This is a genomic window from Musicola keenii, assembly GCF_014855505.1.
Lineage (GTDB): Bacteria > Pseudomonadota > Gammaproteobacteria > Enterobacterales > Enterobacteriaceae > Musicola > Musicola paradisiaca.
On sequence record NZ_JAAWVW010000012.1, the window covers coordinates 49,873 to 69,683 of the forward strand.

At 56.6% G+C, this 19,811-nt stretch carries 18 protein-coding genes; 12 read left to right on the forward strand and 6 right to left on the reverse strand.

Going from position 1 to position 19,811, the window contains the following annotated elements; all coding sequences use genetic code 11:
- The first annotated feature begins 277 nt into the window (after positions 1-277).
- Positions 278-1,792, forward strand: coding sequence for an inorganic phosphate transporter PitA (gene pitA / locus HEP82_RS13455; RefSeq protein WP_192458547.1), 1,515 nt, complete (start codon positions 278-280; stop codon positions 1,790-1,792).
- Positions 1,793-1,922: 130 nt separating this feature from the next.
- On the opposite strand, the gene uspB is transcribed toward pitA, so the two are convergent.
- Positions 1,923-2,258, reverse strand: coding sequence for a universal stress protein UspB (gene uspB / locus HEP82_RS13460; protein ID WP_023638531.1), 336 nt, complete (start codon positions 2,256-2,258; stop codon positions 1,923-1,925).
- Between the two features lie 636 nt (positions 2,259-2,894).
- On the opposite strand from uspB, the gene uspA reads away from it, so the two are divergent.
- Positions 2,895-3,329, forward strand: coding sequence for a universal stress protein UspA (uspA, locus tag HEP82_RS13465; RefSeq protein WP_015855572.1), 435 nt, complete (start codon positions 2,895-2,897; stop codon positions 3,327-3,329).
- A 163-nt stretch (positions 3,330-3,492) separates the two neighbouring features.
- Here the strand turns inward: uspA and HEP82_RS13470 are convergent, their stop codons facing one another.
- On the reverse strand, positions 3,493-5,490 hold the full coding sequence (locus HEP82_RS13470; RefSeq protein ID WP_192458548.1) for a methyl-accepting chemotaxis protein: 1,998 nt from the start codon (positions 5,488-5,490) through the stop codon (positions 3,493-3,495).
- Positions 5,491-5,721: 231 nt separating this feature from the next.
- Between HEP82_RS13470 and yidA the strand changes: the two genes are divergently transcribed.
- On the forward strand, positions 5,722-6,540 hold the full coding sequence (gene yidA, locus HEP82_RS13475) for a sugar-phosphatase (RefSeq protein WP_192458549.1): 819 nt from the start codon (positions 5,722-5,724) through the stop codon (positions 6,538-6,540).
- Between the two features lie 153 nt (positions 6,541-6,693).
- Here the strand turns inward: yidA and bhsA are convergent, their stop codons facing one another.
- Complete coding sequence (gene bhsA, locus HEP82_RS13480; RefSeq protein ID WP_015855569.1) at positions 6,694-6,951, reverse strand: multiple stress resistance protein BhsA; 258 nt, start codon at positions 6,949-6,951, stop codon at positions 6,694-6,696.
- A 238-nt stretch (positions 6,952-7,189) separates the two neighbouring features.
- On the opposite strand from bhsA, the gene HEP82_RS13485 reads away from it, so the two are divergent.
- The gene (locus tag HEP82_RS13485) at positions 7,190-8,473 is read left to right on the forward strand and encodes a DUF3748 domain-containing protein (RefSeq protein WP_192458550.1); all 1,284 of its coding nucleotides are present in this window, start codon (positions 7,190-7,192) and stop codon (positions 8,471-8,473) included.
- A gap of 29 nt (positions 8,474-8,502) precedes the next feature.
- Here HEP82_RS13485 and HEP82_RS20135 read toward each other — a convergent pair whose 3' ends face one another.
- Positions 8,503-8,631, reverse strand: a complete 129-nt coding sequence (locus tag HEP82_RS20135; protein ID WP_269150428.1) for a hypothetical protein — start codon at positions 8,629-8,631, stop codon at positions 8,503-8,505.
- A gap of 91 nt (positions 8,632-8,722) precedes the next feature.
- On the opposite strand from HEP82_RS20135, the gene HEP82_RS13490 reads away from it, so the two are divergent.
- The 6 genes from HEP82_RS13490 (at position 8,723) to HEP82_RS13515 (ending at position 16,623) form a co-directional block, all read left to right on the forward strand.
- Positions 8,723-10,309: an FGGY-family carbohydrate kinase gene (locus HEP82_RS13490; protein WP_192458551.1), complete on the forward strand. Its 1,587-nt coding sequence runs from the start codon at positions 8,723-8,725 to the stop codon at positions 10,307-10,309.
- Between the two features lie 48 nt (positions 10,310-10,357).
- The gene (locus HEP82_RS13495; RefSeq protein WP_192458552.1) at positions 10,358-12,010 is read left to right on the forward strand and encodes a signal transduction protein; all 1,653 of its coding nucleotides are present in this window, start codon (positions 10,358-10,360) and stop codon (positions 12,008-12,010) included.
- A 3-nt stretch (positions 12,011-12,013) separates the two neighbouring features.
- The gene (locus HEP82_RS13500; RefSeq protein WP_192458553.1) at positions 12,014-12,958 is read left to right on the forward strand and encodes a dihydrodipicolinate synthase family protein; all 945 of its coding nucleotides are present in this window, start codon (positions 12,014-12,016) and stop codon (positions 12,956-12,958) included.
- 12 nt (positions 12,959-12,970) lie between these two features.
- Positions 12,971-14,023 (forward strand): sialidase family protein, encoded by a 1,053-nt coding sequence (locus HEP82_RS13505; RefSeq protein ID WP_192458554.1) that lies wholly within the window; start codon positions 12,971-12,973, stop codon positions 14,021-14,023.
- A gap of 154 nt (positions 14,024-14,177) precedes the next feature.
- Positions 14,178-15,518 carry an MFS transporter gene (locus HEP82_RS13510; protein WP_192458555.1) on the forward strand — a complete coding sequence of 447 codons (1,341 nt, stop codon included), beginning with the start codon at positions 14,178-14,180 and terminating at the stop codon, positions 15,516-15,518.
- A gap of 100 nt (positions 15,519-15,618) precedes the next feature.
- On the forward strand, positions 15,619-16,623 hold the full coding sequence (locus HEP82_RS13515) for a LacI family DNA-binding transcriptional regulator (RefSeq protein WP_192458556.1): 1,005 nt from the start codon (positions 15,619-15,621) through the stop codon (positions 16,621-16,623).
- Here the strand turns inward: HEP82_RS13515 and HEP82_RS13520 are convergent.
- The gene (locus HEP82_RS13520) at positions 16,617-16,988 is read right to left on the reverse strand and encodes a YceK/YidQ family lipoprotein (RefSeq protein WP_192458557.1); all 372 of its coding nucleotides are present in this window, start codon (positions 16,986-16,988) and stop codon (positions 16,617-16,619) included. The genes HEP82_RS13515 and HEP82_RS13520 overlap by 7 nt on opposite strands.
- Positions 16,989-17,258: 270 nt before the next feature.
- On the opposite strand from HEP82_RS13520, the gene ibpA reads away from it, so the two are divergent.
- Both ibpA and ibpB read left to right on the forward strand, forming a co-directional pair.
- A complete protein-coding gene (gene ibpA, locus HEP82_RS13525) occupies positions 17,259-17,672 on the forward strand; it encodes a small heat shock chaperone IbpA (protein WP_192458558.1) in 414 nt (137 codons plus the stop codon).
- Between the two features lie 110 nt (positions 17,673-17,782).
- Positions 17,783-18,232: a small heat shock chaperone IbpB gene (ibpB, locus tag HEP82_RS13530; RefSeq protein ID WP_192458559.1), complete on the forward strand. Its 450-nt coding sequence runs from the start codon at positions 17,783-17,785 to the stop codon at positions 18,230-18,232.
- A 90-nt stretch (positions 18,233-18,322) separates the two neighbouring features.
- Here the strand turns inward: ibpB and HEP82_RS13535 are convergent, their stop codons facing one another.
- Positions 18,323-19,774 carry an anion permease gene (locus HEP82_RS13535; RefSeq protein ID WP_192458560.1) on the reverse strand — a complete coding sequence of 484 codons (1,452 nt, stop codon included), beginning with the start codon at positions 19,772-19,774 and terminating at the stop codon, positions 18,323-18,325.
- Between the last annotated feature and the right edge of the window lie 37 nt (positions 19,775-19,811).

Here is a 19,811-nt window from a genome sequence, read left to right on the forward strand (position 1 = left end):
TCGGCGGTCGGCCATTATAGGCGCTGTTGCGGCATTATGCGCAGCCAAACACGCTGGGAAGCGGGCGACGCCGCGTTATGGCGCAGGCATCGGCGCGTGGTTACAAAATGCAGGATTTGGTAATAAAGAATAATGCGTTGATTTTCATTAAGTAACGAAAAGGCGTTCGCGAAAATGACGCAAATTAAGTCAAAATAATGTCATATTTTGCTTTTCCAGACCCCCGCTTGTCGCGGATAATGCGCCGCGTTCATGACCACTAACTGGCCTAACACTTATGCTACATTTATTTGCCGGACTTGATTTCCACACCGGCCTGATGTTGATCCTTGCCTTGCTGTTCGTGCTGTTCTACGAAGCGATTAATGGTTTCCACGACACCGCCAACGCGGTGGCGACCGTCATTTATACCCGAGCTATGCGTGCTCAATTGGCGGTTGTCATGGCGGGGCTGTTTAATTTTCTGGGCGTATTGCTGGGTGGGCTAAGCGTTGCTTACGCCATTGTCCATCTGCTCCCCACCGATCTGCTGCTGAATGTCAGCTCCGCACATGGACTGGCGATGGTGTTTTCCATGCTGCTGGCGGCGATCCTCTGGAATCTCGGTACCTGGTATTGCGGGCTACCGGCATCCAGTTCCCACACGTTGATCGGCGCCATTATCGGCATCGGTCTGACCAACGCGCTGGTTAACCACACCTCGGTGGTGGATGCGCTCAATATTCCCAAAATGGTGAGCATTTTCCTGTCGCTGATTATTTCACCGATTGTCGGGATGATCCTGGCCGGATTGATGGTGTTTGTGTTGCGCCGTTACTGGAGTAATACCAGGAAGCGTCAGCGTATTCACCTGACGCCGGAAGAGCGTGAGAAGCAAGATGGCAAACGTAAACCGCCGTTCTGGACACGTACCGGGCTGATCCTGTCGGCGGTGGGGGTCAGTTTTTCCCACGGCGCGAATGATGGTCAGAAAGGTATCGGCCTTATCATGCTGGTGTTGATTGGTGTGGCGCCGGCTGGGTTTGCCCTGAATATGAGTGCTTCCGGCTATGACATCAGCCGTACTCGCGATGCCGTGATCAACCTGCAAGAGTATTATCAGGCGCATGGGCAGGCGTTATCGCATGTTATCGACTTGTCTGCGCCCGTAGCGCCGGGAACGGCCACGGTGGCTGGCGCGATGCCGGTTGTCGGCACGCCGGATTTCCATTGTGATAGCTCCCGCGTCATGATTGCCATTGAACGCACAATGGGCCTGCTGGGCGGCATCAAAAGCTATGACGATCTTTCCGGCGACGACCGTGCGCGCTCCCGCCGCCTGTTGATGTGTATTTCTGATAGCGTTGATAAAATCGCCAAACTGCCGGAAACCAAAACGGACGACAAACGTCTGCTGAAAAACCTGCGCGACGATTTACTCAATACGGTGGAATACGCGCCACTATGGATTATCGTGGCTGTGGCGCTGGCTCTGTCGTTGGGCACTATGGTGGGCTGGAAACGTGTCGCCATCACCATCGGCGAGAAGATCGGCAAGAAAGGCATGACCTATGCACAGGGCGGTGCCGCTCAGGTAACGGCGGCGCTGTCCATCGGTATTGCCAGTTATACCGGTATGCCGGTATCCACAACTCACGTACTCTCCTCTGCGGTAGCCGGCACCATGATTGTTGATGGCGGTGGCGTGCAAGGGAAAACCGTAAAAAGCATTCTGCTGGCGTGGGTATTTACGCTGCCGGTTTCCATGGTGCTTTCCGGGGTACTGTACTGGATGGCGTTGAAGCTGATCTGACGTATGTTGTGCTGTAGCGAACAAAGAAGAAAAGGCGACCTTGCGGTCGCCTTTGGCGTTTTTACAGTTATCTACGATAGAAAGCTAATGAAGGGAATCACGCCTGAATTCTGACGTCGAAGCCGTGCCATCAGTGCCAGATCGCCATCGCGATGAGACTGATAACAATCAACCCGCAAAGGGCTGAGGTCAGAATGAACTGACCGCGTACCCGTTCGCAACGGCGGATGAACTCCGGGTCGTGATGGTCAAGGTAACGTTGTGTGTAGATGTACCGCACCAGTCGAAGCTGTTTGCTGGGTTGACCGTGAGAGGTAAAGAAGCCACCACCATCGACATACTGGTACAACAGTGGGTCACAGTCTCGCAGCACCGTGAGCAGTACGCGCAACGAAGAGTAATATCGCGCCATGTTGATGACACAGACGACACATAAGGCCCAGAAAAGCGCAAATGTATTAATCATCATGCTCCCCTCCCGGTTTTTATCCATTAGGCACATGGATGTGTCGGATCCCGTTGACAATATGCCTGTGGATATTTATGCCACACGTTGTTTACGCGATGTTATCCGGCTGTCGCCTCACGAAGGGCGAGGACGCATGCCTTATTCTCTTACCTGCATCTTCCCTTTTCCTGAAGCGTTCTGCCGGTAACGGCAGGGAAGCGCCTCAATCTTCATTGTAGAAGAGCCACTCGCCTTTTTTCCATTCAATCATCAAGGTTCGTGCAGAACTCGTTGCCTGAAGCCGGGGACGTCCTTATGCCGCATTGCCGAACTGGCGTCCCGTATTTTTCAACTACACTAATAAGACTCGCATCCGGCAATGACGGTTTCATCGAGTGATTGCGGGAGTGCGGTCTTCAGGCGGAGAATCCGTGTCGATAATGTTTTTATCGGCGCAGTATGACGGTAACTTAAGGTTGTTGACGGCGGATACCGACGCCTTCCGGGCCAATCGCGAATATGTGCGGCGTTGTGATCTGCTGAACATAACCCTGAATTTCATGGGTGTTATGATAATTCCACCATTCGGTGTCAGATTGGCAATATGAATATCTGCTGACCCTACCAGTTAGTCGTTACAGAAGGAGCTTAACTATGGCTTACAAACACATCCTTATTGCGGTTGATCTGTCGCCGGAAAGTAAGGTGTTGGTTGAGAAGGCGGTCTCCCTGGCGCGGCCATATGATGCAAAAATCTCTTTAATTCACGTGGACGTGAATTATTCGGATCTTTATACCGGGCTGATCGATGTCAATTTGGGCGATATGCAGCAACGTATTTCCGAGGAAACGCATAATGCCCTGAAAGAGCTTTCCGACAATGCCGGCTATCCGATAGCGGAAACGCTGAGTGGCAGCGGTGATTTGGGGCAGGTTCTGGTAGACGCGATCCGCAAGTATGGCGTCGATTTGGTGCTATGCGGTCATCATCAGGATTTCTGGAGCAAGCTGATGTCTTCCGCCCGCCAGCTCATCAACACCGTACATGTTGATATGCTGATCGTTCCGTTGCGGGATGATGAGGAATAACGCTCTCAAATTGTAGACGCAGTCTCAATAATTAAAAAAGCATGGCGTAAGTCATGCTTTTTTATTGTCAGCCTTAAACCACCTCCTCGGGTGGTGGTGATTGCTGATGCCGCCAGGCGATGGTGGCGAGCCGCCGCGCGAATACCAACGCGGCGGCTTTCTCTCATGACAGCCGAAAAACCTGCACTAACCGGGTCAACTGCCCGGCCTGATCTTCCAGCGAGGCGGCGGCGGCAGTGGCTTCCTGTACTAGCGCGGCGTTCTGCTGGGTCACGCCGTCCATTTCGTGAACCGCTTGCGTAACCTGGCTGATGCCACGGGATTGTTCGTCGGACGCCGCTACGATCTCTTCCATAATGTCTTTAACCGATGTCACTGCCGCGAGCATGTCGCGCATAGTGACGCCAGCATTTTCCACCAGACCGACGCCTTGCTCGACGCGCGATGCCGATTCGCTGATCAGCGTCGTGATGTCTTTCACCGCATTGGCGCTACGCTGCGCCAGATTGCGGACTTCGCCGGCGACTACCGCAAAACCGCGCCCCTGTTCGCCGGCGCGGGCGGCTTCCACGGCAGCGTTCAGCGCCAGAATATTGGTTTGGAACGCGATACTGCTGATGATGCCGGTGATTTCACTGATTTTCCGCGAGCTTTCGTTGATACCGCCCATGATGTTGACCACTTGTGAGACGATTTCATCGCCGCGCTGGGCAATTTGCTCTGCGTTATGGGTCAAACGGGTGGCGTTGTGCGCGTTGTCGGCATTTTGTTTTACCGTGGCAGTGATTTGTTCCATGCTGGCGGCGGTCTCTTCCAGCGCGGCTGCCTGCTGCTCCGTCCGGGCGGCGAGATCGACGTTACCGGCGGAAATCTCCGCCGCGCCGTGGCTGACCGATTCACTGGAGTTAAGCAACTGCCCGGCAATCTCCTGCAACTGCTGCTGCATTACCGCCATAGCATAGAAAATGCTGTGTGTATCGCCGGGTTGTACCGGGATGGCGTGGGTCAGATCACCTTGGGATACTCTTAGCGCGATTTCCGCTGCCAGCACCGGTTCTCCTCCCACAGGGCGCAGCACTTTGCGGGTAAAAACGAGGGAAATGACCAGCGATACCGCCACAATGCTCAGCACTGCCATGATCAACGCAATATTGCGCTGTTTGATGGCGTTCGCCATCACGACATCCACCGGTACGGTAATTCCCAGCATCCAGGGCGTTCCGGTATTGCCGATATTGACCGGGCTGTAAGCGTTCATCATCCAGGTGTTGGTGAACGAGTTGAAGTGCTCGCTGTTATAGGTTTTGCCCGACGTAATGCTATCCATCAGCGGCTGATTGCCTTCCAGTTTTTTGGTGATCCGGGTTTTGTCCGGGTGGGACAAATATGCGCCGGAAGGGGAGAACAGGGTGGCGTAGCCCGTACCGTTAAACGGTTTGAAACTGCCGACCATCTGTTGCAGCGTTTCCAGCGAGAAATCGGCGGTAGCGGAACCGTAGAATTTGCCGTTAATCATGATCGGCACCGCGATAGAGGTCAGCAGCACGTTAACGCCGTTGTAAGGATAGCTGTATGGCTCAAGTACCACTTCTTTTTGCAGCTTGCGCGGCAACAGATAGTAATCGCCGCTGCCTGGGGTTTCGTAGTCGGTCAGATTGTGGATTGCGATGTTTCCCGCGTTGTCGCGGTCGACATATTTAACGAACCGGCCTTTGGGGTCTTGATCCGGCTGTGCGGCGTATTGCTGGTCTTTACCATCAAATGCATCGGGTTCCCATGCGAGTGACATCGATAGCAGTGATGGATTATTTTTGAGCGCATTTTTCAGCAAATTCTCGGCGGTAGCGCGGTCTGGCGATCCTTCGCTGCGTAAAGTCGTCACACTTTGAACCAGGTTGCGAGCAGTGAACAAGGCGACGTCGATTTGGCCCTGTACCGCATACGCATTGGTTGTTGACATTTGTTCCAACAGTTGTTGGGCGCTGGCTTTTTGCTGCTGGCTGCTCTGCCAAATGAGAAAACCAAGCACCACGGCGAAACCGCACACGATAGTGAATATTGTGGTAATCAGCACCAGCGCTCGGGTCGAAAGCTTGTTCCTGTTGGCGGCAGATATCGGCGCGGGCGCGTCGGCAGAGTAGTGGGTTAAGGCATTGGACATAAATACACTCCCGTAAGGAAGACGATTCAAATAAAGCGGCGAGTTGCGATGTAATATAAAGATGTTTTATTGAAGTAATTTTTATATGTGAAATAAATCACACTTTAAGGCATCGGCATTTTGAGGGGTTTCTTTAACCAATAACTGAAATTGGTTAATCGGGTTTTTTATGGAGTTCGGCGGCGAAACTGCGCTAGCATGCGGTAAATTCATCGGGGAGTGGTAAAAACGATGGCAATAAAACTGATTGCAATTGATATGGACGGTACCTTACTCACACCGCAGAATCAGATATCGCCGGCGGTGAAGCACGCGATTACTGCTGCCAGGGAAAAAGGGGTGTACGTCGCGTTGGCGACTGGTCGCCCTTTCATCGGGGTTAAGCGCTACCTGAGCGAACTGGCGCTGAGACAAGACGGGCATTATTGCATCACCAATAACGGCGCGCTGGTTCAGCGTACGCTGAACGGCGACTGCATCGCGCAGACCACCCTCAGCTTTAACGACTATCTCTATTTTGAAGCCATGTCCCGCGAGTTGAACATCCATTTCCATGCGCTGGATTTCGATTACGTTTACACCGCCAACAAAGATATCAGCGCTTATACCGTATACGAATCACACCTGACCGGCATGCCGCTGAAATACCGGGCCGTTGAGGAAATGAACCCTGGCCTGCGTTTTCCCAAAGTGATGATGATTGATGAGCCCGAGCGGCTGGATGCTGCCATCGCCCGCATTCCACAGCAGGCATTCGAACGCTATACCATCATGAAAAGCGCCGCCTATTACCTGGAGATTCTCGATAAACGGGTCAACAAAGGGGAAGGCGTCAAAATGTTGGCGGAGCACCTGAACCTGAACCGTGACGAGGTTATGACACTGGGCGATCAGGAAAATGATCTGGCGATGATTGAGTATGCCGGGTTGGGGGTTGCGATGGGGAATGCCATCGAATCGGTCAAGGCGGCCAGTCAGTTTGTGACCCGTTCCAACAGTGAAGACGGCGTAGCCTATGCGATTGAGAAGTTCGTATTGAATGCGGTGTAACCTGCTGTGCCTTTCTTCTTTGCGATAGCTCGCCGTTAGCTGGCAGACCGTGGGGGTTCATACCTCCCGTCGCCACGCTTCACATCATACAGAAATAAAAAACCCCGGTTTCGGACACAGGAAAACCGGGGTGAGGGTTGAAGCACCGGGCGATTATTTGTAGATCACCGCATTGCCGTGCAGGGTGTCGTCGCCGCCGGCATAGGTGATGCTGTAGGCGGAGGCGCCGGCTTCGGTGGCTTTGCTGGCCAGCTTCGTTTCCAGTGAGCTCAGATCGTGAGCGGTTGCTGAAACGGCGCCGATTTTCTGTAATTGCTCAGCTTGTTCATAATTTACGGATTTCGCTGCGAATGATCCGAATGAAACGGTAGCGAGTACAGCGGCGATAGCGATGGTGTTTGCAGTTTTCATGTTGTCTTTCCTCATAACCGGGTTGTCGGGTGAAAGGCGTTTGTCCTTTCGATGACGCAAAGATTACGCCTGACTGGCCTTCGTGGAAAACGGAGGTTGTTGAGGCTATCTTTCTATTTTTTTGAATGAAAATACAGTCAGGTTTTGTAAACAACTTAATGATTTTTATTGTTTTTATCTTTTTTTGAGCGTTTTTTTATGATGTGCCAATTAATAACGTCATATTTGGGAATCTGTTATGAATAAAGAACGACAGTTAACGTTTGATACCGTTTCACATCAGTTAACCAATATTAATATCTGGACAACTGACGGTAACTGGGTGATTTACGATGTAAGGCCGCATGGATCTTTGTTTACAGGTTTGACCATTGAAAAAATCCATGTAGAGACGGGTCAGCAAACGGTTATCTATCGTGCTGGACAGGGGGCACATGTGGGAGTGGCGACCGGTAGCCCGATACTGCCGCAGCGTTATGTATTTATTCATGGGCCGGAGCATCCTGATGAACACTGGCAGTACGATTTTCACCATCGCCGCGGCGTTATTGTACAGGAAGAGACACCTGAGCAGGCTGTGACGCTGGATGCCTGCGTGATCACCCCGCCTTATCCGGCCGGCGCATTGCGCGGAGGAACCCATGTACATGTTTTCAGCCCGGACGGCAGCCGGTTGAGTTTTACTTACAACGATCACGTCTTGCACGAGCGCGACCCGGCGCTGGATTTGCGCAACGTCGGCGTTGCGGTGCCGCTGCGGCCGGTTGCCGCCCCCGGACGGCATCCTCGCGAGCATGACGGTAGCCATTACTGCGTACTGGTCAGTCGGACGACGCCTAATCCATCCCCCGGCAGCGACGACATCAACCGCGCGTATGAAGAGGGCTGGGTGGGCGTGCATGGCTATCTGCGACCGGATGGCATGCGTCAGCGCTGGGCGCTGGCATTTATCGGCGACACACTGTCCGCCGACGGCGAGAAAGTACCGGAGGTGTTTATCGTCGATCTGCCGGAAAATCTGGATGATTATGCCATCGCCGGCGAACAACCGCTGGGCGGCACGGAAACCGCATTGCCCGCGCCGCCGGCTGGTGTGTGTCAGCGACGCCTGACGTTCAGCGCCGGGCGCCGTTATCCCGGCGTAGTCAATCAGCCGCGCCACTGGTTGCGCGCAGCGCCGGACGGCAGTGCGATCGCGTTTCTGATGCGGGATGACGACGGTATTGTGCAACTGTGGACGATTTCGCCGAATGGCGGGGAACCCCGTCAGGTGACGCAGAGCGCTTGGCCGGTGCAATCTGCTTTCAGCTGGCATCCCGGCGGTGAATATGTGGCGTTTGTCGGCGATAACAGCATCATGGTGTGTGAAATGGCAAGCGGTCGTGTGATCCGGCAGACGCCGCGCAGCGATATCCCGCCGGTTAGCGATGCCGTCGTATTTTCTCCGGATGGTTCCCGTATCGCCTATTTGCGGGATATTGACGGCTGCAACCAGATTTTTGTGGTGGAAGTAGCGTGGTAATGTTTTTATTTTTATGAAAAATCAATGTGTTATTTTTTGATCGCCAGCATCAGAGCAGACGATCTATCCAGATTATGTCCCTGATCCGAGAGCCTGTATTCTCCTCGGATCAGCGCGAAATAAACCCCTTCTGTTTCAATCGATTGTTTTTTATTCACCGATCATCCTCACAGTTCACATCAAAAAACATTGTCACCTTAATCATGGTTTGAATACATTGCTAACTCGAATTAGCAAAGAGGTTTGATCATGAATGACGATTGCTTCATCGGCGTGGATGTCGGGTCGGCTAGTGTCAGAGCCGGCATTTTTGACGGCAGCGGTCGGCGTCTGGCGTTCGCGGTGCGGCCGATAGAACAGTTTCATCCCCGTACCCATGTGGTGGAGCAATCTTCTACGGATATCTGGCGAGCGGTAGGCGAATGTGTGCGGGAAGCGTTGCGTTGTGCCGACATCGCGCCAGCTCGGGTGCGTTCCATCGGGTTTGACGCGACCTGCTCGCTGGTGGCGGTAGGCGCTGACGGCCAGCCGGTCTCTGTTGCGGAACAGGACGACGCCGAGCGGGACATCATCATGTGGATGGATCATCGCGCCGGCGTCGAAACCGCCGACATCAACGCCACCGGCGATGACGCGCTGCGCTATGTGGGCGGCGAGGTCAGCATTGAAATGGAGTTGCCCAAGATCCTGTGGCTGAAGCGCCATTTCCCGGCGCGTTACCAGCAAGTGCGGCGCTTTTTCGATCTGGCGGATTATCTGGTGTGGCGCGCCACCGGTACGGATGCGGCCAGTGTCTGCACCCTGACCTGCAAATGGAACTATCTGGCGCACGAAGCGCGCTTCAGCGACAGCCTGTTGCAGGCTATCGGCCTGACGGATCTGCGGGAAAAGATCCCATCCCGCATTTTGCCGCTGGGGGCATGCGCCGGCACGTTGGCGGAATCGGTCGCCCGCGATTGGGGATTGCCGGAAAACGTCGCGGTCGCCAGCGGCATCATCGATGCGCACGCCGGCGGGCTAGCGCTGGTGGGCAGCCAGCCGGAAGGCAGCCTGGCCATCATCAGCGGTACCTCCAATTGCCACATGCTGGTCAGCCGGGAAGCGGTGGACGTGCCCGGCGTGTGGGGGCCGTACTGGGGCGCGATGCTGCCGCAGTGGTGGTTGAACGAAGGCGGTCAAAGCGCGGCCGGCGCGCTGGTGGAGTGGACGCTGCGCCAGCATGCGCAGTGGCCGGAACTGACGGCGTTGGCTGAACGGCAACGGCGCAGCCCGTATGAGGTGCTGAATGCGTGGGTGGCGGCGCTGGAACAGCGCGAACCGCAACCGACCCGTCATCTGCATGTACTCGCCGATCATCACGGCAACCGTTCACCGCGGGCTAATCCCCACGCCCGCGGCATGGTAATGGGGCTGACGTTGGAACAAGGGCCGGATGCGCTGGCGCGGTTGTATCTGGCGACGCTGCAAGGGATCGCCTACGGCACCCGACACATTATCGATGCCTTGAATCAGGCCGGGCACCGCATTTCCCGGCTGGTGATGTGCGGCGGCGCTACCAAAAATCCGCTATGGCTGCGGGAGTACGCCGCCATCACCGGCTGCGATATCCAATTGGTGGGAGAGGAGGATGCGGTGACGCTGGGGGCGGCGTTACTCGGCGCGGTGGCCTGCGGCGCCTACGCCTCACTGCCGGACGCGGCGGCGGCGCTGGTGCGGCCCGGCGAACGCATTCTCGCTGATCGCACCATGCAACAGTTTCATGACGACAAGTACCGGATTTATTTGCAGATGTATGACTATCAGCAGTCGGCCTTACAGCTGATGGGGCGTAGCTGATAGCCGAATTTCCTCCGGCGCGGCCGGAACGGACACCAGGAGTAAACGATGTTGACACTGAATCTACCCGCTTCTCCCTGCAGGCTGAGCGCGGATACGCACGAGGTATTGCTGGTTACTAATGCGGATCTGCGGGAATCCGCCAATGTGACCTGTTGGCCGACCCAGCAGACATTCGAAAGCCGCTTGCAGAGTGCGCTGGAACAGTTGGGATACCGCATGAAACGCGCCCATCCGGTGCACGCCGAGCGGGGACACGGTTTCATCAGCAGCCAGAAAGAGGGCAGCGCCGTATTCGCCGCCATCGATCCGGATGCGCCGGTGATCGTGCTGTTGACCGCCTGGCAATATTCCCACCATTTGGCGCCGTCGCTGGTACATCACCGCGGGCCGGTTCTGTTGCTGGCTAATTTCGACGGTACCTGGCCGGGGTTGGTGGGCATGCTGTGTATGGCCGGTTGCTTGACCAGTCTGGGCCGTCACTACTCTCGGTTATGGTCGGAGACCTTTGAGGACGACACGTTTCGTCAGGGGCTTGCCACCTGGCTACGGGATGGCGCCGTCAACCATAAAACCGGCTATCTCCGCCCGGTGTCATCGGCTCATCCGGTGCTGGCAACGCCGGCCGGGCAGGTCGGCCGCGAGGTGGGGGAATATATTCTGCGCCACAAAGCGATCGTCGGGCTGTTCGATACCTTCTGTATGGGCATGATTAACGGTGTGTTTCCGCAGCAGGCGATGGTCGCTATCGGGATGCCGATCGAGTCTCTGTCGCAGTCGGCGCTGTTGGTTGAAATGGCGAAAGTGCCGAACGAACTGCGCGAGCGTTGCCTGCAGTGGTATGAAGAGCGCGGTATGCATTTTGAATTTGGCGTCGACGGCAGCCGTCAGTTAACCCGCGATCAGGTACTGGAACAGTGCGCAATGATGATCGCCATGGCGCGTTTTAGCGAGCGTTTCGGGTTGTCGGCGGTCGGCGTGCAGTATCAACAGGGCTTGAAGGATAGCTGTGCTGCGTCTGATTTCGCCGAAGGCGCCATCGGCAATGCGGAGCGTTTCCCGCTGCCGGACGAACAGGGCAACCCGATTCGTCCCGGCGTGGCGATCCCGTGCATCAATGAAGTGGACATGGGCAGTGCCATTCCGCAGGTGATGCTGTGGCAGTTGCTGCAAGGGCTGGGGTTGCCGGCGGAGACCACCCTGCACGATATCCGCTGGGGCAGCGAGTACCAGGGCGTTTTCTACTGGGATCTGGAGATCTCCGGCGCGGTGCCTTTCGCACATCTGAAAGGGGGTATCGCGGGTGCCACCGGTTATCGTCAGCCGCCGATGTTCTTCCCGTATGGCGGCTCCACCATTGCCGGCCAGGGCAAAGCCGGGCGCTTTATCTGGGCGCGGGCGCATTACGAAGGCACGCAGGTGGTGATGCATATCGGCACCGGTACGGCGGTGGAATTGCCGGAGGCCGAGTTTGAGCGCCGCCGTCGTGCCACTAACTATGAGTGGCCGTTGCTTAACGCGCAGCTGGACGGCGTAAACCGGGACGATCTGATGGCGGGCCATCAGAGTAATCACCTGACGGTGGCCTACGTTGCACAAGACATGCTGGCGGAGGTGCTGAAAGCGTTTGTCGCCCAGGCGTTGACGCAGGGCATCAAGGTCTGGACGGCGGGTGCCGCTCATCAACTGCTAGCGGAGTAAATCATGAGCTATGACAACCGTGAAGATAAATACACCGGCATCTGGCCGGTGATGCTGACCCCGTTCGACGATCGCGGTGAAATCGATTATCCGTCGCTGTCGCGGCTGGTGGAGTGGTATCTGAAGGCGGGCGTACACGGGCTGTTCGCCGCCTGTCAGTCCAGCGAAATGTTTTTCTTAAGCGATGCGGAAACTCGCCAACTGGTGCGTTTTATCGTCGAGCAGGTGGATGGCCGGGTGCCGGTCGTCGCCTCCGGCCATACCGCCAGCGCCGCCAGCCAGCAGGTGGATCAGCTGGGCGGGGTGGCGGAAACCGGCGTAGACGGCGTGATCCTGATCAGCAACCGGTTGGCGTTGGCCGGAGAGTCTGACGGCAAGGCGCTCGAACGCCTGCAGGCGCTGACGGCGCAGCTGCCCGCGCAGGTGGATTTGGGTATTTACGAATGCCCTTACCCTTACAAACGGCTGTTGTCGGATGAAACCGTGTCATGGTGTGCCGCCAGCAGACGCTACACCTTTATCAAGGACACCTGTTGCGATCTGCCCACGCTGCAACGTCGCGTCGCGTTGACCCAAGGGTCGCGGCTGAATCTGGCCAACGCCAACAGCCAGACGCTGCTGGCGTCTTTGCAGGCCGGGGTCAAGGCGTACAGCGGTGTGATGGCGAACTTCCATCCGCAGTTGTACGTCTGGCTGTACGAGCACTGGCGCGAACAACCGGAATTAGCCCAACGGTTGGCGGATTATCTGGGAACGGCGGCGCTGGCGGAGTTTCTTGATTATCCGGCCTGCGCCAAGCACTTCCAGCAGCAATGTGGTAACTTCACGACCCACTTTTGCCGGGTGCGCAACAGCGCGGCCTATCGTGACGGCTTCTTTCCGGAAGCGATCCGCAGCATGGTTCGGCTCGGCCAGTCGATGGAAAACGCGCTCCCTCTGTCATCGTAAGGACGGTTTTTTATGATGCTGACAACCGTAAAACAGCAATTTGTACTGCCGGCGGATCACCGTTATTTCGGCAATTGTCATGCCTCGACAATCGCCGCGCTGCCCGATGGGCGGCTGCGGGCGGCCTGGTTCGCCGGCGAAAAAGAAGGTAGCGGCGATACCGCTATTTGGCTGGCGAATTATGAGCAAGGACAGTGGCACACGCCGGTTCGCATCGCCTGGGAGGACGCTTTACCGCACTGGAATCCGGTGTTGCATCGGCAGGACGGGGCGCTGTGGCTGTTTTACAAAGTCGGAGTGGACGTACACCACTGGCAAACCCGGGTGATGGTCTCCAGCGACGACGGTGCAAGCTGGGCCGCACCCCGGATGCTGGTGCCCGGCGACAGCGCGCCGCGCGGGCCGGTAAAGAACAAATTGCTGGTGATGTCCAACGGCGAGTGGCTGGCGCCCGGCTCCGTCGAGGACGCCAGCCACTGGGATGCCTTCGTGGATATCAGTGGCGACCGAGGCGAACACTGGCAGGCGACGCCGATCCCGCTGGCCCATCAGGTGCCCGGCGATGGACAGCACGATGCGCTCTGGCAGGGGCTGGAACAAGCCGCCCTGTGGGAAAACGACCTGACGCGCGTTTTTCAGTGGGACGGCGTTATCCAACCCTCGGCCTGGGAGTCTGCGCCTGGGCGGATACATGTGCTGATGCGCAGTACCCGTGGGGCGATTTACCGCAGCGATTCACCAGACTATGGGCGCCGCTGGTGTGACGCCTATGCCACTGCGCTGCCCAACAACAACAGCGGTATCGATGTGGTTCATCTCGGCGCGGGGCGTCTGGTGCTGGTCTATAACCCAGTCACCGGCAACTGGCGTAGCCGTTATCCGTTGACGGCGGCTTATTCCGCCGACAACGGTGAGCATTGGGAAAACCTTATCGATCTTGAACAGGAGCCCGGAGAATTTTCTTACCCCGCCATCATTGCCGATGGCGACACCTTGCATGTGACCTACACCTGGAATCGAAAAAATATCGTTTACTGTGCGCTGAAATTCGGCAAACAGTCGTGATAACCCGGTAATAACCCGTGCTGCGTCGCACCCTAAGGCATTCCGTCTGGCGCAGCCCGAAAAAAACTGTACCCTACACCCTCCGCCAGCCTTGAGCCGGCGGCGTCCGGATGGTTTTGCCTGAAGGACGGTAAATTATAAAGCGAGGAATATCATGTCGATTTCCGTTGAATTATCCCGCCATCAGGCGCTTCACGATAAATCTAATATTCGCCGTGTGGTGATTTCGAGTTGGATAGGCAACACCATCGAGTTTTACGACTTTCTGCTCTACGGCCTCGCCAGCGCGCTGGTGTTCGGCAAACTGTTTTTCCCGACGGTCAGTCCAATGACGGCGATGCTGGCGTCGTTCGCCACCTTTGGCGTGGGCTTTGTGGCGCGTCCGCTGGGAGGGATTTTCTTCGGCCATATGGGGGATACCCTCGGACGTAAATTGACGCTGTTGATCACCCTTGGCGGCATGGGGATGGCGACGTTCCTGATTGGTTGTCTGCCGACCTATCACCAGATTGGCGTCTGGGCGCCGATCCTGCTGGTGGTGCTGCGTTTTGTTCAGGGCTTCCTGGTGGGCGGCGAATGGGGCGGCGCGATGCTGATGGTGGTGGAAAGCGCGCCGGCCAATCGGCGCGGCTTGCTGGGCTCCATCCCGCAGACCGGCGGTTTCTCCGGACAGTTGCTGGCGACCGCCGTGTTCGCCGCGGTGTCGGTGCTGCCGGAAGATCAGCTGATGTCCTGGGGATGGCGCGTGCCGTTCATGCTCAGTGTGGCGCTGGTGCTGGTGGGCCTGTATATGCGCCGCAAGGTGGATGAAACGCCGGTGTTCCAGCAGGTTCAGCAGCAACAGGCGAAAAGCGCCGAGCCGGAGCGTCGGCAAAGCCCGGTGGTGGAAGTCTTGCGTACCCAGTGGCGCAGCGTCTGCCTGATCATGGTGTTGCGTTTCGCCGAAAGCGTGCCGTTCTTCCTGGCAACCGTGTTCGCCGTTTCCTATGCCACCGGCCAGCTCGGGGTGCCGAAGCAGACCATGCTCAATGTGATTATGGCGACCTGCGTACTGGCGTTTCCGATGCACGCGCTGTTCGGGGCGTTGTCTGACCGGGTCGGCCGTCGTCCCATCTACATCTTTGGCGCGCTGTGCGCCGCCGCGATGGCATTCCCGTTCTTCTATCTGCTGGAAAGCGGTTCCTTCTGGTTGATGGTGTTGGGGTATGTCCTGCTGATTAACATCGCGCACAACTCGATCAATTCGGTACAGCCGGCGTTCTTTACCGAGCTGTTCGGCCCGAAAGTGCGCTATAGCGGCGCGTCTATCGGGGCTCAACTGGGCGCTATCGTGGCCGGGGGCTTCACGCCGTTCATCGCCAAGGGGCTGACTTCGCTGGATAACGAATCCTGGACGCTGGTGGCCACATACGTCACCGTCGCCGCGCTGGTGGCCGCTTTCGCCGCCTGGAAAGCGCCGGAAACCTCGCAGCGCGATATGACCAAAGACCTGTGATTTATTGATCGCGGCCAGGGAACGGCCTGCTTAAGCTGCGTCGAGTTAGTTAATCAGCTACACTGGAAATCTTTCAGTTTCCTTATGGATATCCTGTTTCATGGCGAAAACAGTTGAACAGATTGCCAGTGAGCTCAACCTCTCCATCACCACCGTTCGTCTGGTACTTAATGGAAAAGCTGAACGGTACCGCATCAGCGCCAAAACCCAGCAACGTATTCACCAGTATGTGACCGAACACGGTTACACCGTTAACCATGTGGCACGCAGCCTGAAGTTGAACAAGACCGATACGCTGGGGCTGATTGTTCCCCGTCTTTCCAACCTGTTTTTTTCCACGCTGGCGGAAAAGCTGGAAACCCGCTGCCGTGAAGTGGGCTATCAATTGATGATCAGCTGTTCCTACAGCGATCCGCTGTATGAGAACAAACTGGTGGAGGCGTTGCTGCAGCGTAATGTGGACGGGCTGTTCGTCGTGCCGTCATCCCTGCAATCGGTGCAGCACCATACGCGGGTCGTGAAGCGTCCGCTGGTGCTGATGGATCGCGATTTCGGCATCGAACACCTGCCGCTGGTGATGAGCGATAACCTGCAGGGTGGCGCGCAGCTCACGCAGGCGATGCTGGCGGAGCAACCCGCCGCACCGCTGTTTTTTATGGCGGGCGATGCGCGGCAACCGGCGATCCGCGACCGTTTGCTGGGCTATCAGCAGTCGGTGCAGACGGCGGGGTTGACGCCTCAGGTGCTGGAAGCAAGCCACAACCGCCGTGAAGACGGCATGCAGATGATGGAACAGTTTCTGCAGCAGCATGACGTGCCGCCGCCCGCGTTTATTGCGTCGTCGCTGCCGGTATTGGAAGGGATGCTGAGCGTGGTGCGGGAGCGCTATGGCTATATTCCGGCGCACATCAATATCGGCACCTTTGACGAGCATGCCATGCTGGGGTTCCTGTCGAATAAAATCTGGTCGATGCGGCAGAACGAGGACGCCTGGGCAGAGCAGGCTTTCGCGGCGATGCAGCAGGCATTGAACGGCGAGATGTCACCGCATAAAGCGGTTATTCCCATGACGCTGATCCACCGCCAGCAGGCGCAGCATCACTGACGACGGACGTTCTGCGTATCCGGCGGCGTGGAGTGGGGGGCATTGGTGGCCTGGCGCTGACGTTCGTACTCATCCAGACGATCCCGCGCGGACGTGGTGTGTTGTTCCCGGTTGGTACGGTAGTAATCGTAAGGCAGTAGCATGGTGTCCAGCATCGCGGAGAAGGGCAGGTCAACCGCCAGTGCCGGTTTCATCACCCAGCCGGTGGCGTCGTCTTCCAGCATGGTCATGCTGGCCCGGGTGCCGGAGTAATAACCGTGTTCACCGCCAGTGTGGGTCATTACGCTGGAACAACCGCTGCACGCGATGAAAATGACGCTGAACAGTACGAACAACAGTGACACACGTTTCAGTATGGCCATCATGTTACCCTGAGAAGAGACGTGGCCGGTTATCTCCCGGCTATTTTGCAAAAAATGCTCTGCGTTCAGTGTATGTGATTATTGTCGCATTGGGGATAGCGACTGTCAGGAATCGTGCATTTTTATTTCTGGATATTGAAAGTCGGAAATACGACGCCATTTTGATTATCAGGCCGACAAAGAGATATGCCGCATGCGGGTATTTCTTCCGGCTGAGGGCCTGTCCCGATGGAAGGCTGTAATGACAACCTCGCTGATGTTCAGGAGATGTGTATGCGTAACCCCGATTTTTCCCCGCTGTATCGTTCCGCCATTGGTTTCGACCGTCTGTTTAACCTGCTGGAAACGGGTCAGAACCAGAGTAACGGCGGTTATCCTCCGTATAACGTCGAGCTGGTCGACGAAAATCTGTACCGCATCGCCATTGCCGTCGCCGGTTTCGCCGAGAGCGAGCTGGAGATCATCGCGCATGACAACATGTTGACGATCAAAGGTGCCCACAGCGGTGACGCCACGCCACGCAATTATCTTTATCAGGGCATCGCCGAGCGTAATTTCGAACGTAAATTCCAATTGGCAGAACACATTCATATCAAAGGCGCCAATCTGGAAAACGGACTGCTGTATATCGATTTGGAGCGCGTGGTGCCGGAAACGCTGAAACCGCGCCGTATTGCAATCAAATAATGGTTTTGCGCGGCCGACGGCTGCGCGACATGTAAACACGTTCGCCTAACGGGGACGGCCCGGCCATGCGCGTCGGGATGCTATCTCGCTTCCAAGAAGGAGTCATGATCATGCGTAATTACGATTTATCCCCGCTGCTGCGTCAGTGGATTGGCTTTGAAAAATTGGCCGGCACCATGGGTAGCCAGGACGCGGTGGAATTCCCGCCGTACAACATCGAAAAGCTCGACGACAATCACTATCGCATTACGTTGGCGTTGGCCGGTTTCCGCCAGTCCGAACTGGATATCGAAGTGGAAGGCCAGCGGCTGACGATCAAGGGCAACCCGATCCTGCCGGAGAAGAAGGTGCAGTATCTGCATCAGGGGTTGGTGTTCAAGCCGTTTACGCTGGGCTTTACGTTGGCGGAGCATCTGCATGTCGCCGAAGCGCAGTTCCAGAATGGGTTGCTGCATATTGATCTGGTACGGGAAGTGCCACAGGCGTTACAGCCGCAGCGTATCGCTATCGGTAGCCGTTCACCCGAACGGGAAACGGTGGTGGATGCCGGACAGGCATAACCGCTGAAACGAAAAACGGGTAGCGACTGCGCTACCCGTTTTTTATTGCCTTGCGGCCGGAGCCGCTTTAGCCGATGAGAGTATCACCGGTTAGAACATCATCAGCATCCACGGATAACCGATAACAATCAGCAGTACCAGGAACAAGGTTCCGAAGATGCCGCCAAGGCGCCAGTAGTCTTTGGCCGGCAGGTAGCCGCTACCGTAGTAGATCGGGCTTGGGCCGGTGCCGTAAGGGGTGATGATCCCCATCACGCCCAAAGATGTCAGCAACATCATGCAGAAGACGGTCATGTTCATGCCGGGGATCGCGGAACCGATGGCCAGCATGGCGGGCAGCAGCGCCGTGGTGTGCGCCGTGGTGCTGGCGAACAGATAGTGCATAGCGTAGAACGCGATCAGCAGCGCGATGGTCGCGACGCTTGGGCTGATGCCGCCCAGCAGGGACGCGCCCAGTTTGCCCAGCCAAGCGATGAAGCCGACGTCGGTCAGACCGGCGGCCAGCGCAACCAGCGTGGCGAACCATACGAAGGTGTTCCAGGCTGCTTTGTTGCCGGTGATGTCTTTCCATTCCAGCACGCCGGTGAACAACATCAGCGTGATGACCAGCAGCGCCGCCATTGCTGGTTCAATCCAGGCGGTAGCAAAGATCCACAGCACCAGTGCCAGGCAGACGAAAGCCAGCAGCAGGATTTCGTTGCGGGAAAGCTTGCCCAGTTTTTCCAGTTCGCTCTGCGCCCAACGCGGTACTTCATCGTTGACTTTGACTTCAGGCGGATAGAGCCAGTAGGCCAGTAACGGTACAGTCAGAATCAGTAATACGCCCAGCGGCAGGAAAGCGATGAACCAGTTGGTCCAGGAGATGTTCATGCCGATGGAGCTTTTCACCAGCGCCAGCGCCAGCAGGTTCGGCGCCAGTGCGGACAGGAACATGGAACTGGTCACGCAAGTCGCGGTGATGGCGACCCACATCAGGTAGGAACCGATCTTGCGTGCGCTGGGGTCGTTCGGCTTGGAGCCATACAGCGGCGGCAGGTTGGAGATGATCGGGTAGATGGTGCCGCCACTACGTGCGGTGTTGGACGGTGTAAACGGTGCCAGCAGCAGGTCGGCGAAGGTAATCGCGTAGCCCAGCGTCAGTGTCCGGCGGCCGAGGTATTTCACCAGAATCAGCGCCAGACGACGACCGAACTGGGTTTTTTCGTAACCGGCGGCAAACATGAAGGCACCGAAGATCAGCCATACGGTGGAGTTGCTAAAACCGGCAACAGCCCATTTGAATGATTGCGACGCCATCTGGAATTTAGGTGAAGCCACCTGTTCAGGGCTGAAGAGTACCCATGGGCTGAACAGAGAGATGATAACCACCGAGGCGATACCGATAACGGCGCCAGGCAGCGGTTCCAGAATTAACCCCACTATCGCGCCGACAAAGATGGCAAAGAATCGCCAGGCGTGTGGTGCCAGACCTTCTGGCGTGGGAATCAATAACAGGATAACTGCCACGATGATGGGCAGCAGTAGAGATATCCCGCGTTTCATATTGCCTCCTGATGAACGAGTCCAAAATCAGTGAAAG

Excerpts from the sequence above, each read along its gene's own strand:
- pitA (WP_192458547.1), top strand. The coding sequence starts at position 278 with ATGCTACATTTATTTGCCGGACTTGATTTCCACACCGGCCTGATGTTG.
- uspB (WP_023638531.1), bottom strand. The coding sequence starts at position 2,258 with ATGATTAATACATTTGCGCTTTTCTGGGCCTTATGTGTCGTCTGTGTC.
- uspA (WP_015855572.1), top strand. The coding sequence starts at position 2,895 with ATGGCTTACAAACACATCCTTATTGCGGTTGATCTGTCGCCGGAAAGT.
- HEP82_RS13470 (WP_192458548.1), bottom strand. The coding sequence starts at position 5,490 with ATGTCCAATGCCTTAACCCACTACTCTGCCGACGCGCCCGCGCCGATA.
- yidA (WP_192458549.1), top strand. The coding sequence starts at position 5,722 with ATGGCAATAAAACTGATTGCAATTGATATGGACGGTACCTTACTCACA.
- bhsA (WP_015855569.1), bottom strand. The coding sequence starts at position 6,951 with ATGAAAACTGCAAACACCATCGCTATCGCCGCTGTACTCGCTACCGTT.
- HEP82_RS13485 (WP_192458550.1), top strand. The coding sequence starts at position 7,190 with ATGAATAAAGAACGACAGTTAACGTTTGATACCGTTTCACATCAGTTA.
- HEP82_RS13490 (WP_192458551.1), top strand. The coding sequence starts at position 8,723 with ATGAATGACGATTGCTTCATCGGCGTGGATGTCGGGTCGGCTAGTGTC.
- HEP82_RS13495 (WP_192458552.1), top strand. The coding sequence starts at position 10,358 with ATGTTGACACTGAATCTACCCGCTTCTCCCTGCAGGCTGAGCGCGGAT.
- HEP82_RS13500 (WP_192458553.1), top strand. The coding sequence starts at position 12,014 with ATGAGCTATGACAACCGTGAAGATAAATACACCGGCATCTGGCCGGTG.
- HEP82_RS13505 (WP_192458554.1), top strand. The coding sequence starts at position 12,971 with ATGATGCTGACAACCGTAAAACAGCAATTTGTACTGCCGGCGGATCAC.
- HEP82_RS13510 (WP_192458555.1), top strand. The coding sequence starts at position 14,178 with ATGTCGATTTCCGTTGAATTATCCCGCCATCAGGCGCTTCACGATAAA.
- HEP82_RS13515 (WP_192458556.1), top strand. The coding sequence starts at position 15,619 with ATGGCGAAAACAGTTGAACAGATTGCCAGTGAGCTCAACCTCTCCATC.
- HEP82_RS13520 (WP_192458557.1), bottom strand. The coding sequence starts at position 16,988 with ATGATGGCCATACTGAAACGTGTGTCACTGTTGTTCGTACTGTTCAGC.
- ibpA (WP_192458558.1), top strand. The coding sequence starts at position 17,259 with ATGCGTAACCCCGATTTTTCCCCGCTGTATCGTTCCGCCATTGGTTTC.
- ibpB (WP_192458559.1), top strand. The coding sequence starts at position 17,783 with ATGCGTAATTACGATTTATCCCCGCTGCTGCGTCAGTGGATTGGCTTT.
- HEP82_RS13535 (WP_192458560.1), bottom strand. The coding sequence starts at position 19,774 with ATGAAACGCGGGATATCTCTACTGCTGCCCATCATCGTGGCAGTTATC.